Below are 16645 nucleotides of genomic sequence, written 5' to 3'. Positions count from 1 at the left end.
ATCGCTGCCGCTTTTTCATCACCGTTAGCCTGTCAGGCGCGCTGAGGCAGCGCCTGCGGGTTAAGCGTGAGTTTCTGATAACTCTCTACCCACTGATGATATTTATCCGCACTTTCCCACAAACGCGTGTGCACGCGCGCCAGCACCACCGGATCGCTGATCAGCTGCAGACGCTGTTCGCGATTCAGTTTTTCCGGCGCATCGCTCAATGCCTGATCGACGCGGCGATCGCGTGCGTGATCCAGCAGTGCGCTCTGCTTATGGCGCGATGTCGCCATCGCCGTCGCCAGTGCGTTGAACGCCGGATTGAACAGCGCATGCATGAAGCCATGCTTCAGCGCACGTTCACGGTTCAGCTGCAGATAGTGATCTGTGTCGACCAGCTCTTTCGGTGGCTCATACTCTTCCGGGATCAGGAACAGCCTGGCACGCTTACTCTTCAGCCCGACCGTGGCGCGACTCGACATCACCGAGACAAACGGCGACAGAATCAGCGAGAAGACGATTGGCGCCAGCCACCACAGGAAGTTGAGATCGAGCACGCCCATCCCGACGGCCCAGACAATCCCCAGCAGCATCTGTGAACCATGGCGACGGAACGCTTCGCTCCACGGCGTGGCGTCATCGTCACGCTGCGGCGAGTTCCACACCACTTCCCAGCCGAGGAAGGCGCTGACCACAAACACGGTGTGGAACAGCATGCGCACCGGTGCCAGCAGCACCGAGAACAGCATCTCAAGCAGCAGCGAGAGGAACAGGCGGAATGCGCCACCGTACGGTTTCGCCCCTTTAAACCAGATCAGCACCACGCTGAGCAGTTTTGGCAGGAACAGCAACACCAGCGTGGTGGAGAACAGCGCAATCGCCAAATCCGGACGCCACTGCGGCCACACCGGGAACAGCTGACGCGGCTGCAGGAAGTAGGTCGGTTCCATCAGCGTATGCACCACCTGCAGGGCGGTCGACAACGCAAGGAACATAAACCACAGCGGCGCCGACAGGTAGGACATCACGCCGGTCAGGAACACCGCGCGGTGCACCGGGTGCATGCCTTTTACCAGGAACAGACGGAAGTTCATCAGGTTGCCGTGGCACCAGCGACGGTCACGCTTCAGCTCGTCCAGCAGGTTCGGCGGCAGTTCTTCATAAGAACCCGGCAGATCGTAGGCGATCCACACGCCCCAGCCGGCACGACGCATCAGCGCAGCTTCCACGAAGTCATGTGACAGGATCGAACCGGCGAAGGAGCCTTCACCCGGCAGCGGCGCCAGCGCACAGTGTTCAATAAACGGCTGCACGCGAATGATGGCGTTGTGCCCCCAGTAGTGCGATTCGCCCAGCTGCCAGAAGTGCAGACCGGCGGTAAACAGCGGCCCGTAAACGCGGGTGGCGAACTGCTGACAGCGCGCATACAGCGTATCCATGCCTGACGCTTTCGGCGACGACTGGATAATACCGGCGTTCGGGTTCGCTTCCATCATGCGCACCAGACCGGTGAGACACTCACCGCTCATCACGCTGTCAGCGTCCAGCACCACCATGTAGCTGTAGTTGCTGCCCCAGCGACGGCAGAAGTCATCGATGTTGCCGCTTTTACGCTTCACGCGGCGGCGGCGACGGCGATAGAAGATCTTGCCCGCCCCACCGACATCCCGCACCAGCTCCATCCACGCTTTTTGCTCGGCGATGGCGATGTCGGCATCGTAGCTGTCGCTCAGGATGTAAACGTCGAAATGCTCCGCGTTACCGGTGCGTTTCACCGACTCCCAGGTGGCGCGCAGACCGGCGAACACGCGTTCCACGTCTTCGTTACAGATTGGCATGATCAGCGCGGTGCGATGTTCCGGATTGAGCGGCTCATCCCCGGTGGTCGAGTACGAGATGCTGTATTTATCGCGACCGATCAACAGCTGCAGGAAGCCCATCAGCGCGGTCCAGAAACCAGCCGATACCCAGCAGAATAGGATGGCAAACAGGAACAGGATGCCAGTCTGCAGAATATACGGCAGGATCAGCTCCACCGACTGCAGCCAGTTCTGGTTAAAAAGCTCGACCGGATCGAGCAGCGTCCAGCCCTGATACGGCAGGATGGTTTTCATGTACCAGGTGGCGACCACGGTCTGCAGAATGGTCAGGATCAGCAGCACGTAGCGACGCATGGAACCTACGTGGCGCCATTTGTCTTCCGCTTTCTGCTCTTCCACCGTGGCATAGCGTGGGTTGCCTTTCTGCCCGCGCAGGGAATCCCAGGCGCGCGCGATCGGGTTAGTACGCCAGGCTTCCGGGAACATCAGCGAACGCTTCACCGGCGGCATCGCCTTCAGCGTGGTGCGGTCGAGATAATCTTTACTGAGCTGCTGGCCATCGGCGAGCGAATCCGGCCACGCCATGGATACGCGCGACGAGACCGATTTCAGCGGCGCATCGTCCGGCCGTTCGCTGGCGGCGATATCCTGCCCCAGCGCGCTGTGAATGGCATGAAACGCCTGCGCATTCTGCAGCGAGGCGCTGAGCGTGGCGCGTGCTGCCGCATCAAGCGGCAGCGCCTCCACGTAAGATTGAGGTAAATAAGTCGATTTATTCATTGGCAGGTAACTGATAGCTCCAGGTTTCCGTCAATGTCTTGTCGCCGCTCACCAGCGCCGCACGCATTTCGGTCGGCTGCTTGTTGTCTTTCACGCGCAGACGCAGCACCAGACGCCAGCCTTTGGTGACCGGGTTGTAGCGTACGCTCTGCTCGACCACGTCGGCGTTGTTACCGACGCTGACCTGCGGCGCCACCTGGGTGTTTTCCGGCAGCTTGCTCATCGCTTTACCGACAAAGTCCACGGTAAAGGCGATGGAACCATCCGGCTGACGCACCAGATTAGACTGCTTCACATCGCCCGCAGAACGCAGCGTGTCTTTCACCCAGGCCACATCGTCCTGATGCAGCTGGTTTTCATCGCGCGTAAAGTGCAGACGATATTTGAAGTTCATCTCTTTGCCTGGCTCTGGCAGGCTCTCCGGCGTCCAGAAGGCCACGATGTTATCGTTGGTTTCATCTGCCGTCGGGATCTCCACCAGCTCTACGCGGCCTTTGCCCCAGTCGCCCTGCGGCTCAACCCAGCCGCTTGGACGCAGATCATAGCGGTCGTCCAGGTCCTGGTAATGGCTGAAGTCACGGCCACGCTGCAGCAGACCGAAGCCTTTCGGGTTTTCGATGGTAAAGGTGCTGACCGCCAGGTGTTTCGGGTTATTGAGCGGACGCCAGATCCACTCGCCATTTCCGGCGTGAATCGACAGGCCGTTCGAATCATGCAGCTCCTGACGGAAGTTGCTGACCGGCGACGGCTGGTTAGCGCCAAACAGGAACATACTGGTGAGTGGGGCTACGCCGAGTTTGCCGACGTTGTCACGCAGATACACTTTAGACTGCACGTCCACGGTGGACTCTTTGCCCGGCTGGATCACAAAGCGATAGGCACCGGCGGCGCGCGGAGAATCCAGCAGCGCATAAATCACCAGCTGTTTATCCTGCGGCTTCGGCCGCTCGATCCAGAACTCTTTAAAGCGCGGGAACTCCTCACCGGAAGGCAGCGCGGTATCAATCGCCAGACCACGCGCCGACAGGCCATACACCTGGCCTTCGCCAATCACGCGGAAATAGCTGGCACCCAGGAAGCTGGTAATCTCATCGTCTTTACCCTTTTTATTTAAAGGATACAGCACTTTGAAACCGGCAAAACCGAGGTTTTTCACCGCATCGGCATCGTGTTTCACGTTGCCGAAATTGAAGTAGTCAGGGTTATATTTGATTTCACGTACCGAAGACGCGGTGACTTCATTGATTTTCACCGGCGTGTCGAAATACATGCCCTGATGATAGAACTCGAGCTTAAACGGCGTGCGCAGTTTGCCCCAGTATGCTTTGTCGTGGTTAAACTGGATCTGCTGATAGTCAGCAAACTTCATTTCACGAAACTGAGAGGGTAAATTGCTTTTTGGCGCTTCAAAACCTTTCCCTGCCAGCGCCTTAGCTTGCTTTGCCACATCATCAATGTTGAACGCCCAGCTATTGTTGGCGTACAACGCCAGCAGAACTGCTGCGCCTACCCAGCGCATCTTCACCAGCCCGCCATTATTCTTCACTTTAGTCAGCACATCCCCCCCTTTCGTGTGCTTAGATCAAACCCATTTATCTTAAAGGATTATTCGGTTTTCCGACAGCTTATGTAAAAGATTGTTCCCCTGATTCGTAAGCCGAAAGTGTACTTTTCGGATAATTAAACCCGGAAGATTAAGAAACAGATTCACCTGATAGTATACGCTGTTTACAGCCGGTAGAATTTCGTCCGGCATAATCCGGTTTCAGGGTGAAACCGGCAAGTAAACTGACAAACCGGAAGCTTATGAGTTCAGCCAAACCCGAACGTGAATATTTCCTCGACTCGATTCGAGCGTATTTAATGCTGCTGGGCGTGCCTTTCCACGTCTCGCTGATTTACTCGACCCAACGCTGGTCGGTTAACAGCCAGGACGCCTCACTGTGGCTGACGGTGCTGAATGATTTTATTCACGCCTTCCGCATGCAGGTGTTCTTTGTTATTTCAGGTTATTTCTCATATATGCTCTATCTGCGCTATCAGCCCAACCGCTGGCTGAAGGTGCGGCTGGAGCGCGTCGGCATTCCGCTGTTAACTGCGGTGCCGCTCATTACCCTGCCACAGTTTTTTATGCTGAAAAATCTCACCAGCAAAGTCGGCGACTGGGCAAACTTCTCGCTGTATGACAAGTACAACGCGCTGATGTGGGATCTGATTTCGCACCTGTGGTTTTTACTGGTACTGGTGATTCTCACCGCGTTTGGCATGCTGAGCTTCCGCTGGCTGCGCGATCAGCAGCGCCGCATCGATTATCAGCAGGTTGGCTGGGGCAAGCTGACGCTGGCCCTGCTGGCCTATGCGCTGGTGTGGTGCGCCTTCCGCCGGCTGATTTTCCACTTTGCTCCCGCGCTGTTAATGGATGGCCTGTTCAGCATTGCGGTAATGCAGTCGCTGTTCTTCCTGCCGTTCTTTATGCTGGGTGCACTGAGCTGGAAACATCAGGCGCTGAAAGCGCTGTTTGTGCGTTTTAATCCGGTGATGTGCTTTGGTGCCATTGCGGTGTTCATCGCGTACAGCCTGAATCAGCGCTACAGCAGCGGTGAAGGCTGGCTGTACGAGCTTGATGCCATCATTTCTACGCTGATGGGCTTGTGTATGCTGAACGTCTGCTTTAGCTTCGGCCACAAGCTGCTGAACAGCCACTCGCCGCGCATCATGTATCTGGTGAACGCGTCGCTGTTTATTTATCTGGTGCACCATCCGCTGACCATCCTGTACGGCATCTACGTTACGCCACACATCAGCAGTAATACGCTGGGCTTCTTTGTCGGCCTGCTGATGGTGTTTGGCGTTGCCTTTGCCCTGTACGAGATTCATCTGCGTATCCCGCTGCTGCGCTTTTTGTTCTCCGGCAAGCCGCAGCGCAAACCAGAGACCTCCGCGCAGACGTAACGGCGTGCTTACCCGCCGGGCTGCGCGCGTTGCAGCCCGGCTATAGCAGCCACTCCACCGGCAGACGCCATACCAGCCGCACCAGCAAACGCTGCAACAGCGTGCACTGCGGCTCGTGCTTATGTACCACTTCCCGCGCTTCGCCGCTGTACTCCACCCAGTTAACGCGGCCCCACTTATCCAGCCGCAGTGCCCAGGCGCGGTCGCGCATGCCGCTGCTGAAGCGCTGATGGGTCTGCTGCGCCAGCGCTTCGCTCTCAATCACCAGCCCCATCTCCGTGTTCAGCACCGCCGAACGCGGATCGAAATTAAACGAGCCAATAAACACTTTGCGGTTATCGACGGTGAAAGTCTTGGCGTGCAGGCTGGAGCCGGAATTCCCGGTCAGGCCGCGATCGTGCGGGGCATCCGCGGCATTGGCCTGCGGCTTCAGTTCGTAGAGCGCAATACCGTGACGCAGCAGCTTCTTGCGCCAGCGCGCATAGCCGGCGTGAACCACGGTGACATCATTGGCGGCCAGCGAGTTGGTTAAGATGGCGATCTTAACGCCCCGCCGCTTCAGCGCCAGTAGCTGCGCCACGCCGGCCCGGGTCGGGACAAAATAGGCCGAAATAATATCGAACTGCTGCTGCGGCGTGCCGATCACCTCCAGCATGCGCTGCGGCAGCAAAGAGGAGCGCTTCGCTTTGCCCAGCCCTTTGCGCGGATCGTCACTCAGCAGTCGCGTGTGTGCCCAGGTCATGCTCAGCGAGCCCTGCTCCAGCTGGCTGACAAATGAAGATTTCTCCAGCCGCGCCAGATAGCGCTGCACCGCCTCGCTCTGCTGCCACTCCGGCGGTAAACGCACCGCTTCATGCGGCGGTGCGCCGGTGTCCACGACGCTGCGCAACGGCGATACCGCTTTGCTGTGCCAGTAGCGGGCGAAATCTTCCGCCACTTCATCTACCGCCGGTCCCAGCGCCAGCACGTCGAGATCGGTAAACAGCGGCTCATTGCCGGTGCCAAAATATTCGTCGCCGATGTTACGGCCGCCCACCAGCGTTACCGCGCCGTCCACGGTCAGGCTTTTGTTGTGCATCCGGCGATTCAGGCGAGCGAAGTCGGTCAGATAGCCCAGCGCGCGCAGGGTTCGAAACGAGAAGGGATTAAACAGCCGCACGGCGATATTTGGATGCCGATCGAGTTCGGCCAGCGTTTCATCCAGCCCGGGCGTATTGTTGTCATCCAGCAGCAGGCGCACCTGAACGCCGCGCTCCGCCGCATCCAGCAGCGCGCTGAACAGCAGGCGTCCGGACATGTCGTTGTGCCAGATATAATACTGGACGTCGATGGTGTGCTGCGCCATGCCCATCAGCAGATAGCGTGCCGCAAACGCATCCAGCCCATCGTTCAGCGGATGAATGCCGCTCAGTCCCGGATGACGGGCACATTGCTGTTGCGCATGTTCTCTCAGCCCGTCGCCTGGCCGTTCGCGTGAGGAACGCAGTGCCGCTTCGCTCATACTCAATCCCTGCTTACCCTGAAGCTGTTATTGTTGGTATCACCGCACGTAAAGGCAATCAGAGCCGTCTACTTCCGCGTCGGGTGCGGCGTTAATTTAGTCTAGACTTAGCCAGGCGTTCTGCATCCGGCGTTCTTCGTGAGGAGAAGATCATGACTCAGCTATCCCCGCGCCATCAGCCCCGGCTATTTCGCAGCTTTTTTCAGGGCAGCTTCCCCTGCTCTACCGCCTGCCGCAGCGGCGGGCGACGACTGGATATGGTCATCAGCAGCGGCCACGACATGCTGCTGGAGAAAGATTACGCCGCGCTGGCGCAGGAGGGATTGCGCACCGCGCGTGATGGCGCCCGCTGGCACCTGATTGAGGCCACGCCAGGTGAATACGACTGGCGCACCTTTCTGCCGATGATTCACGCGGCGGCGCGCCATGATTTACAAATCATCTGGGAGCTGGCGCACTTTGGCTACCCCGATCATCTCGATATCTGGAAGCCGGCGTTTGTGGAGCACTTTGGCCGCTTCGCGCGCGCCATGGCTCAGCTGATGCGGGATGAGGGCGTGGAGCAGCCGTTCTTTACGCCTATCAATCAGATATCCTTCTGGTCCTGGGCCGGCGCCGATGTCTCGTGGCTCGATCCCTACGCCAGCGCGCGCGGCCGCGAACTGAAACGTCAGCTGGTGCGCGCCTCGCTGACGGCCATGCACGCCATTCGCGACGTCTATCCGGATGCCCGCTTCGTGCTGACCGACCCGCTGGTGCAGATCGCCGCCGATCCGCATAACCCCGACAGCAAACCCTATGCCGACAGCCAGCATCAGGCGCAGTTTGAAGCCTGGGACTGGCTGGCAGGACGCGATGCGCCGGAGCTGGGTGGTCAGCCCGATTTTCTCGACATCCTGGGGCTGAACTATTATCCCGACAACCACTGGTTTTTCTCCGGCGACACCATTCCACCCGATCATCCGCAGCGTCAGCCGCTGCACCGGCTGCTGATGCAGTGCTGGCAGCGTTATCAGCGCCCGCTGCTGCTGGCAGAAACCGGCGCGGAAGGCGACGCGCGCGCGCCCTGGCTGCGGCATGTCAGTGAGGAAGCGCGGCTGGCCTTAGCGCAGGGCGTGGCGCTGGAAGGCATTTCGCTCTATCCGGTGGTGGAGTATCCGGCGTGGGCCGACGATCGGCGCTCGCCTGGCGCGCTGTTTGGTCTGGGCGATCCTAATGGCAATCGCACCCTGCACGAAGCGCTGGCGCTGGAGTTACGCAGTCAGCAGATTAAATGGCGCACCCAGGATTAAGAGTGCTGCACCGGGCTGGCGGTTTTGGGCGGGCAGGTTTGTACATCCAGTGACGGATCGGCTGGATGGCGCACGTCCGTCAGCCAGGTCATGGTGAAAAGGAACACTACGCCGATCAGGCAGGCGGAAAGCAGTCCAATGATGGCGATCAGTTTGTCATCCCGGGATTCCATCGACATCTCCTTGCAGGCGTCCGTAGTCGGTTGCTGGCCTCAGCTCATCCATAATGTAAGCATCAGGACGAAGATTATAAGGGTAACCGAGGTCACTGCAAGTACCACAATGGCGAAGTGCGCATCATCCAGCGGTTGCCGTAAAGGTTCGTCGTGATCGTCAGGTGGCGCGGGTGAACTCATGATGACTCAACAGGAAAGAGGCGTTTTTCAGCGGGATTGCCGCACAGAGTGTAATGGAATAGCGGCCAACGTACAGCACTATTTCTGTCGGAAAAGACCACGGAGCGTCATTACGCCCCGTGGTGGCCGCTTAGAAATCGTAGCTCATGCTGATTTTCAGCGTGCGCGGGTCGCCCTGCGCGAGATAGGTGCCGGTGTCATCAACGTTTGACCAGTACTTCTCATTGGTGACGTTTTCGACCGCCACGCGCCACACCAGATCGTTCTGATTCACCTTCATGCGGTAACGCATACCAAGATCCAGCGTGGTATAGCTGTCCAGCTTGAGGGTGTTGGCCGAGTTGGCGTACTGAGAGCCGCTGTGGTTGAGCAGCGCCGTCGCCGTCAGCCCCTCCACCGGCTTGATGTCATACTCCGCGCCCAGCACGTAGGTGTAGCGCGGCACGCCGATCGCCTGTTTGCCATCGTAAGTGCCGCCGGCGGTTTTCTTCATCACCGGATCGATCCAGGTGGCGCTGGCGTTGAGGCGCAGGCCCAGCACCGGCTCACCAAACACGTTGGCTTCCACGCCGCGATGGCGCTGCTCGCCATCCATGACGTAGACATTGTCACTGTTGATCAGGCCGGACGGTTTCTGGATTTCAAACAGCCCCAGCGAGCCGCCGATGCGGCCGAAATCCGTTTTCACACCGATCTCATTCTGCTTCGAGTGCGCCACGCCGGTCACAGTGCCATAGTTGACGGCGTCTTTAGGGGCCACTTCACCAGGCTGCAGCGCTTCCGTATGGTTCGCGTACAGCGCCACTTCTTTCCACGGCTTGTAGACCACGCCGTACGTTGGCATCCAGCGGTCGTTGGTGAAGCGCGAATCAACGCTTTCCGCGCCGGTGTTGTAGTTATAGCTGCGCACCACCACTTTCTGATGGCGAGCACCAACGGTCACCAGCAGCGTATCGTCCAGTAATCCCAGCGTATCGCTCAGCAGATAGCCCTGGGTTCGGGTGCGCGAAGTGGTAAGCGGATCGGAGAACTTGCCGCCGGCGAAGGTGGCCGCCGGTTCCGCCACGTCACCGCTGTGGTAGATATTAAACGGCGTGCCCACCAGCGACATGTCGTAGGCATTTTTCGCATTGGTGGTCAGCGCCGAGTAACCCACGTTGACTTTATGGCTGACAAAACCGGTGTGGAACTCACCGCGCAGCCCCACCATACCGCTCATGTTGTCCTGAATACGGTTGGAGTAGAAGCTACTGATGGTACCGTCACCGTTGCTGTTGGTAATGGTCGGCGCGCCGTAGTTGCCGGTTTCATGAGCGTGCTGTGCGCCGAGACCGGCATAGGCCGTCCAGCTGTCGGTAATATCGTATTCTGCTTTGGCGATACCGAATTCAGATTCCATATCGCTGTACACCCATTTCTGGCTGTAGTTATGCGAATTTGACGGCACCGCCGGGATCACCCCGGCGCTGGCGAATTTCACCCCCTGTAAGCCGTCATGGAAGGTTTTCTTCTGATAGCCAACGTCCAGCGAGGTGCGCAGCCGATCGCCGCGATAATCAAGACCAACCGAGGCCGCCGTGGTGCGTTTTTTCTCGCCGTCAACGCCGGTTTCACCTTCGCGATGCACGGCGTTAACCCGCACGCCAAACTGATTGTTATCGCCAAAGCGGCGCCCCACGTCCAGCGTTCCGCCAACCTGAGACGAGGAGGTGTAATCGAGGCCAACGCGATTGATCGGCGTATCTTCGGCATGTTTCGGCTCGAGGTTGATCATACCGCCGACGCCGGAACTGGCTGCGCCGTTAACCAGACTGTTGGCGCCTTTGAAGATCTCCACGCGATCGATCAGCGAAGCGTCCATCACCTGGCGCGGCACCACGCCCGGCAGACCGCCGAAAGTCATATCATCGCCGTCGAGCGTGAAACCCCGAATGCGGTAAGTTTCAGCAAAATTGCCGTAACCTTTGACGTTCTGCACGCCCGCATCGTTGCGCACCACATCGGCGATGGTTTGCGCTTGCTGGTCCTGAATCATTTTTGCCGTATAGCCGATGACGTTGAACGGCACGTCCATGGCGTTTTGCTCGCCCAGCATGCCGAGGCGACCGCCGTGGGCAATCTGGCCATCGAGAAAGGCCGGTACTAAGTCGTTGCCGCCGGGTTTGAATTCACTCTGCGGCGTGGCGGTGACGGTCAGCGTCTGCTGTTCGTTAGCGCCCTGAGGAGCATTACTGGTGTTAGTGGTAGCAGCCATCACTGGCAAACAACCGGCGCTGACCAGCATGGCCAGCAGCGTCGGTTTCATTCCGGGATTGAAAGGCGTTCTGCGCATGGTTATCCCCTGATGTAAATTATACTGAGAATCATTATTATTGCGGTTTGCGATTATGCGCAGCGTACAGCTAAATGCAAGCAATTTGCTAAAAGTGATGTTCAGTGAGAGGAGAGGCAAGAACCGCCGCTAAACAAGGAAAGCGTTGCAGCAGTCACGTACCAACGTAACTGCCGCAGTGTTACCCCTGCCAGCCGCCACCAAGTGCGCGGTAGAGATCGATTTGCGCCAGCAGCAGCGTGTTTTTCACCGCCACAATATTCAGCTGGGTGCTGAACAGCGTGCGCTGCGCATCAAGCTCATCGAGATAGGACGCATAGCCATTCTGATAACGGTTGCGCGCAATCCGCCACGCCTCGGCAACGTAGCGCTCCTGCGCCTGCAGTTCCGTCAGCTGCTGCTGGCTGCGCGTGATGGCATCCAGTGCGTTATCCACCTCGGCAAAGGCGTTGCGTACCACCCTTTCGTAGCCGTACAGCGCCTGGTTGCGCGACGCCATCGCCACATCCACCTGCGCGGTCAGCGCTTCGCGGTTGAGCAGCGGTGCCAGAACGCTGCCGCCGATGCTCCACAGGCGGAACGGATTATCCAGCAGATCGTGTAGCTGGCTACTCTGCAGCGTGCCGGACGCAGTCAGGTTGAGCGATGGCAGCAGCTGTGCCTGTGCCGCTGCCAGCGACGCGTCGCTCGCCAGCAGCAGGCGCTGCGCCTGGACAATGTCAGGCCGGCGATTCAGCAGCTGCGACGGCAGCAGCGCCGGCAGTGCGTGGGGTCGCAGCTGGTCGAACTGGCTGCTGCGCGCGATCTGGCGCGGATTCATGCCGACCAGAATGCTGAGCGCGTTCTCCTGCTGGGCGATCTGATGCTGCAGCTGCGGAATTTGCGCTTTCGCCGTCTGATACTCCGACGCCGCCTGCATCCATTCCAGCCGCGAGGTATAGCCGGTTTCGAACTGACGCTGCGCCAGGTTCAGCGAGTTCTGGCGCGTTTCCAGCGTGGCCTCGGTGACGCGCAGCTGCTCGTCGAGCGCGCACAGGCTGAGGTAACCGGATGCGACCGAACTGGCCACCGTCAGCTCGGCTGCCGAGGCCGCCGCACGCTGCGCCGCCAGCGTGGCTTCCGCCGCGCGGATGCTGTTGCTGCGGCTGCCCCATAAGTCGACCTCATAATTCGCCTGCAGCAGTCCCTGAAAAACCGCACTTTCGTACGGCTGACCGGTCGCCGCTGACAGCGCACGCTGATGGGTTGCCGCCACGCCCGCCGACAGCGTCGGGAAGTTGTCGCCCTGCGCAGCGCGCAGCTCGGCGCGATACTGATCGACGCGCGACCGGGCAATGAGAATATCGCTGTTGTGCTGCAACGCCTGGTTCACCAGCCAGTTGAGGCGATCATCACCAAAGCTGCGCCACCACTGCGCTTCCGGCGCGGCGGCGGGCCCGACCTGCTGACGCCAGTCGGGCGGAATCGGTAGCGACGACGGCGCCTGCTCCACTTCGCGGGCGCAGCCGGTCAGCAGTAGCGCGATGAGCGCCACGCGTAACGGCCGCTTCATAACGCATCCCGGTGTGGTTCGGCGGCGGTATCAATGTCGACTTCCACCGACATCCCCGGCCGCAGCTGCTGCAGTTCGTCACCAAGAATTTTGATGCGCACCGGAATGCGCTGGGCGATTTTCACGAAGTTACCAGTGGCGTTATCTGGCGAGATGGCGCTGAACTCAGATCCGGCGGCGGGCGAGATAAACTCAACGCGGCCGTCAAAGCGCTTGCCGTCCAGCGCATCAACGCGGATCGACACCGGCAGACCGGGGCGCACGCGCGCCAGCTGGGTTTCCTTCAGGTTGGCAATCACCCATTTATTATCCGGCACCACCGAGGTCAGCCGCGTGCCGGCAGTAACATACGTGCCTTTGCGCACCGACAGCTGACCGAGCTGGCCGCTGTCCGGCGCGATAATGCGCGTGTTGTCCAGATCGATATTGGCCAGCTCCAGTGCCGCCTGCGCGCTGGCTACGTCGCCGGCCAGCGCCGCGCGGTTGACGATGGTGGTTTGCAGATTCTGCTGCGAGACCGCCACCTGCGCCGCCGCCTGGCGCAGCTGGGCCTGAGCCTGCGCATTGGCTGCGCGCGCGGCATCACGCTCGCGTACCGACAGCGAGCCATCCGCCGCCAGATTTTCCACCCGCTTCAAATCCAGACTGCTTTTCAGCGCCTGCGCTTTGGCATTCTCCAGCGCGGCTTTATTGCTGGCGATTGTGGCCTCCGCACTCTTCTGCTGCTGCTGGTTGTTATTCTGCGCGGCAATCTTCATCGCCAGCTGTGCCTGCGCCTGATGCACGCGCTGGCGATAGATACGATCGTCAATGGTCATCAGTAGCTGTCCTTTGCGCACCGGCTGCAGATCCACCACCTCAACGTTCGTCAGGTAGCCGCTGACCTGCGGGCTGATAAAGGTCACCTGGCCGCGCACGTAGGCGTTTTCCGTTGACTGGATGGTGCTGGTAAAGGGCCACAGCTGCCAGGCGTATAAAATCACCAGCACGCCCACGATGGCGATGCCGCTCCCGGCGGCGATAGAGAGAATGCGTCGGCGGTTGGTGCGCTCGCGCTCCGCAGCCTGTAGATCGTCCTGTTGACTCATGGGGTCTCCGTTCGGTTTGCTGGCGCAGCCTGCTGCTGTTGCTCAGTCAGATTATGTCGCGCCTGGCGCCAGTTAAGATAACGCAGCCGCGTCAGGCGCCACAGCACCCACATCAGCGTTATCATTGCCAGCGCGGCGGTCAGTAAATAGGTATCGTTATAAGCCAGCACGTTGGCCTGCAGCGTGGCCACGGTTTGCAGCTGACTGCTGCTCTGCGCGCTGAGCAGGCCGCTGTCCGCCAGCTGGCTGCGAAACAGCGCGCTGTACTGGCTGAGGCGATCCACCACATTAGGATCGAGCAGCGACAGCTGATCGCCCAGCAGGCTGGAGTGATATTTTTCGCGCCACGTCTGGAAGGTGCCGAGAATGGCGGAGCCAATCAGCCCGCCGAGATTCTGGCTCATACCAAACAGCACGACAAAACTCACCAGATTTTTCGGCTGAGTCACCACGCCGCCGATGCCAAGCAGCATCGCTGGCCCAAGGAAAAAGGCACTGCTGAAACCAAGCAGAAACTGGCTGAAGTAGAGATTGCTGGCACGCGTCAGCGGGCTGGATTGCGCATCCATCAGCGAGGCGACAATCATTACGGCCAGCGAGACCACGATTGGCCAGCTCAGATGGTTGGGTTTGATGGTCAGCGCGCTGGCAATCATGCCGCAGATCACGCCCGCAATGATCGCCAGCGCCAGCCCGCGCATCTGATCGTTGAGCAGGCCCAGCTGCTGCAGAAAGCCCACCGCCCCGGTATTCTGCTCGGCCAGCACGATGCGCATCATGATCATCACGATGCCGAGCCGCACGATCATGCCATTGCTCAGCCAGCGGGTGTTAATCAGCGGGTTAGCGCGGTTATGCTCCAGCACCACCGCCGCGACAATCAGCACCAGCGCCAGCGCCAGACAGACGCCAAGCCAGGGGGTGCTGAACCACCACTCAATGCGCCCGAGCGACAGCACGCCGCACAATAACGCCATGCCCGGTGCCAGCAGCATAAAGGTGACGAAATCGAGCTTTTCGAACGCTTTGATGCGGTCGCCCGGCGGCAGCTTGACCACCAGCACGCAGCCCAGCGCAATCATCGCCAGGCCCAGTTCAAACAGATAGAGGCCGCGCCACTCCTCCAGCTGCAGCAGCTCGCTGGAGAACAGCCGCGCCAGCGGAATCGCCAGCTGTGAGGCAGTGATGCCAATCACCAGCGCTTTGAGACGGTGCTTCGCCGGCCAGGCCTGGATCTGATAATAGATGCCCAGCGAGCTGAGCGCCGCGCCCACCATGCCGTGCGCGGTACGCACGATAATCGCTGAGCTGAGATCGTTAGCGAGGATGTGAAAAAACGCCACGATGACGTACAGCACCAGAAAGGCTTCGGTAAACAGCCGCAGACCAAACTGCTGGCGGAACTTCACCAGCAACAGATTAATGGAGATATTGCCCATCACGTAGACCGCCGGCAGCCAGGCGATTTCGTTGCTGTATGCGGCGAAGGTGCCCTGCAGATTGGTGAGGTTGGCGGTCACCAGCGCATTACTCAGCGCGCCGGTAATGGAGATCAGCAGGCCGATCAGACCAAACGCGATGCGTTTCGATGGCGCATGCAGCGGTGTCGAGGGCGATCCCGGCAGCATCGGCTTTTCGTGCGGCAGCCATTCGCGAGGCGCATACGGGTTACGTTTCGCCACGGCTATACGTTTCCTAAGCGTTCAAGCAGCTGCTGCAACACGTTTTCGGTCACTGCCAGCGCGGCGGGATCGATATCGGCCAGCAACTGGGCGCGCAGCGCATCCGCTTGCGTTTTCACCGTAGCGAACGCCTCGCCGCCCTGCTCGGTTAACACCAGCAGGCGCTTGCGACGATCTTCCTTTGGCTGCACCCGTGCCAGCAGCTGCTGTTTCACCAGCCGATCGACCAGCGGCACTACACTGGCTTCCTCCAGCCCCAATAGCTGTGCCAGCGCCTTTTGCGTCGGCGGTTCACTGGCGGTCGCCACGCTGGCAATTGCCAGCCAGCTACTCATACTCAAACCGCTCTCTTTCAGGCGGCGATCAACCGCCAGCCGCCACGCATGGGCAGTAAGATGCAACAGACGGGAGAACGGTTGTGGATGGTCAGTCAAAGCGTAGCGGCCTAATGGTTAGAGTTCTAACTAAATGGGAAGGTTATTATAAGCTAAGCGACGTGCGAATGAAAAGTTTGCTTACATCAGCAAATTTAGTCGTGCTGCGTGCAGATTACCAGTTTCACTTAAGTCGCGGAAAGGCCCGGTCAGGTCGTGTGTACAGCTTGCCTGTATAACTTTTTTTGGCAAAATACTCTATAATATTGAGTAAATTAGCCTGATAAGCACGAAATGCACAAGCCGCCGCTTGTACAGATTAGGGGTTACTGTATAACTTTAGCCGCCATGAATCGGTTAACGATTCGGTAACGAATGATGCAGTTGCGTCGCCTCTGAAGGTGTTGTGGATTTCCACCTTCAGAGGTGTCTTTTTGTGTTGGGTGGTGAGTCAGGTTTTTCGCGCCTGTCCGCGCGGAAATATTTCATCCTGGTTGTGCTGGCCGCTGGGCCATCAGCCAATCTTAAGGGCTTACACATGCAAAATGCCGTCAATAGCAGCGATGTCCTCGCTGACAATTTCAAACAGGCCGTTAACAGTGAAACCAATGAGATGGAAGTCTTAGGCCATCTGATTGCTGAAATCCTGCACAGCGGTATGCCGGTGACCAATAAGGCCATTATTGCCGCCCTGATTGGCCGGCTGGAGCAGGAAGCCGATGTCGTCCAGTTGGATGTCTACCGTCACCTGCTGGAACTGGTGGTTCACCAGACCCCGGATGATTTTTCGCTGTAGCCGCAGCGGATTCCAGGGATGGAATCAACCTTATCGCCCCGTTTTACTGGCGCCTCGCGTCATCCCCCGGTAACATCGCCAGCGTTAACTTTTCCATTAAATATTGCTATGCCGTGACGGCATGCGCATCCAATA

The 16645-nt window shown here is 59.1% G+C and carries 12 protein-coding genes; 3 read left to right on the top strand and 9 right to left on the bottom strand.

The window, feature by feature from the left end; all coding sequences use genetic code 11:
- Positions 1-32: 32 nt before the first annotated feature.
- Together mdoH and KOL70_RS03105 are read right to left on the bottom strand one after the other, a co-directional pair.
- Positions 33-2585: a glucans biosynthesis glucosyltransferase MdoH gene (mdoH, locus tag KOL70_RS03110; RefSeq protein ID WP_058780762.1), complete on the bottom strand. Its 2553-nt coding sequence runs from the start codon at positions 2583-2585 to the stop codon at positions 33-35.
- On the bottom strand, positions 2578-4113 hold the full coding sequence (locus KOL70_RS03105; protein WP_182688977.1) for a glucan biosynthesis protein G: 1536 nt from the start codon (positions 4111-4113) through the stop codon (positions 2578-2580). Before KOL70_RS03105 ends, mdoH begins: the two co-directional genes overlap by 8 nt.
- Positions 4114-4391: 278 nt before the next feature.
- On the opposite strand from KOL70_RS03105, the gene mdoC reads away from it, so the two are divergent.
- On the top strand, positions 4392-5537 hold the full coding sequence (gene mdoC, locus KOL70_RS03100) for a glucans biosynthesis protein MdoC (RefSeq protein WP_021506447.1): 1146 nt from the start codon (positions 4392-4394) through the stop codon (positions 5535-5537).
- 40 nt (positions 5538-5577) lie between these two features.
- Here the strand turns inward: mdoC and KOL70_RS03095 are convergent, their stop codons facing one another.
- On the bottom strand, positions 5578-7038 hold the full coding sequence (locus KOL70_RS03095) for a phosphatidylserine/phosphatidylglycerophosphate/cardiolipin synthase family protein (RefSeq protein ID WP_021506448.1): 1461 nt from the start codon (positions 7036-7038) through the stop codon (positions 5578-5580).
- Between the two features lie 152 nt (positions 7039-7190).
- On the opposite strand from KOL70_RS03095, the gene KOL70_RS03090 reads away from it, so the two are divergent.
- Positions 7191-8330 (top strand): hypothetical protein, encoded by a 1140-nt coding sequence (locus tag KOL70_RS03090; protein WP_058769610.1) that lies wholly within the window; start codon positions 7191-7193, stop codon positions 8328-8330.
- On the opposite strand, the gene KOL70_RS03085 is transcribed toward KOL70_RS03090, so the two are convergent.
- From KOL70_RS03085 to KOL70_RS03060, 6 genes are all read right to left on the bottom strand, one after another.
- Complete coding sequence (locus KOL70_RS03085) at positions 8327-8503, bottom strand: hypothetical protein (RefSeq protein WP_021506450.1); 177 nt, start codon at positions 8501-8503, stop codon at positions 8327-8329. The genes KOL70_RS03090 and KOL70_RS03085 overlap by 4 nt on opposite strands.
- 313 nt (positions 8504-8816) lie before the next feature.
- A complete protein-coding gene (locus tag KOL70_RS03080; protein ID WP_031279293.1) occupies positions 8817-11018 on the bottom strand; it encodes a TonB-dependent siderophore receptor in 2202 nt (733 codons plus the stop codon).
- Between the two features lie 181 nt (positions 11019-11199).
- Positions 11200-12570, bottom strand: coding sequence for an efflux transporter outer membrane subunit (locus KOL70_RS03075; protein WP_215480193.1), 1371 nt, complete (start codon positions 12568-12570; stop codon positions 11200-11202).
- On the bottom strand, positions 12567-13658 hold the full coding sequence (locus KOL70_RS03070) for an HlyD family secretion protein (RefSeq protein ID WP_021508268.1): 1092 nt from the start codon (positions 13656-13658) through the stop codon (positions 12567-12569). Before KOL70_RS03070 ends, KOL70_RS03075 begins: the two co-directional genes overlap by 4 nt.
- Positions 13655-15340: an MFS transporter gene (locus KOL70_RS03065; RefSeq protein ID WP_132465245.1), complete on the bottom strand. Its 1686-nt coding sequence runs from the start codon at positions 15338-15340 to the stop codon at positions 13655-13657. Before KOL70_RS03065 ends, KOL70_RS03070 begins: the two co-directional genes overlap by 4 nt.
- Positions 15341-15342: 2 nt before the next feature.
- Entirely contained in the window at positions 15343-15774 is a 432-nt protein-coding gene (locus KOL70_RS03060; RefSeq protein WP_058769594.1) for a MarR family winged helix-turn-helix transcriptional regulator, read from the bottom strand.
- A 478-nt stretch (positions 15775-16252) separates the two neighbouring features.
- Here KOL70_RS03060 and KOL70_RS03055 point away from each other — a divergent pair, with 478 nt between their 5' ends.
- A complete protein-coding gene (locus KOL70_RS03055) occupies positions 16253-16510 on the top strand; it encodes a biofilm/acid-resistance regulator YmgB/AriR (RefSeq protein ID WP_058759735.1) in 258 nt (85 codons plus the stop codon).
- The last annotated feature ends 135 nt before the right edge of the window (positions 16511-16645 follow it).

Origin of the sequence: Pantoea sp. B270 (assembly GCF_018726825.1) — a bacterium.
Taxonomy (GTDB): Bacteria; Pseudomonadota; Gammaproteobacteria; order Enterobacterales; family Enterobacteriaceae; genus Pantoea; species Pantoea dispersa.
Note: the sequence above shows the minus strand (reverse complement) of the source record. Positions and strands in the feature narration are given on the sequence as shown.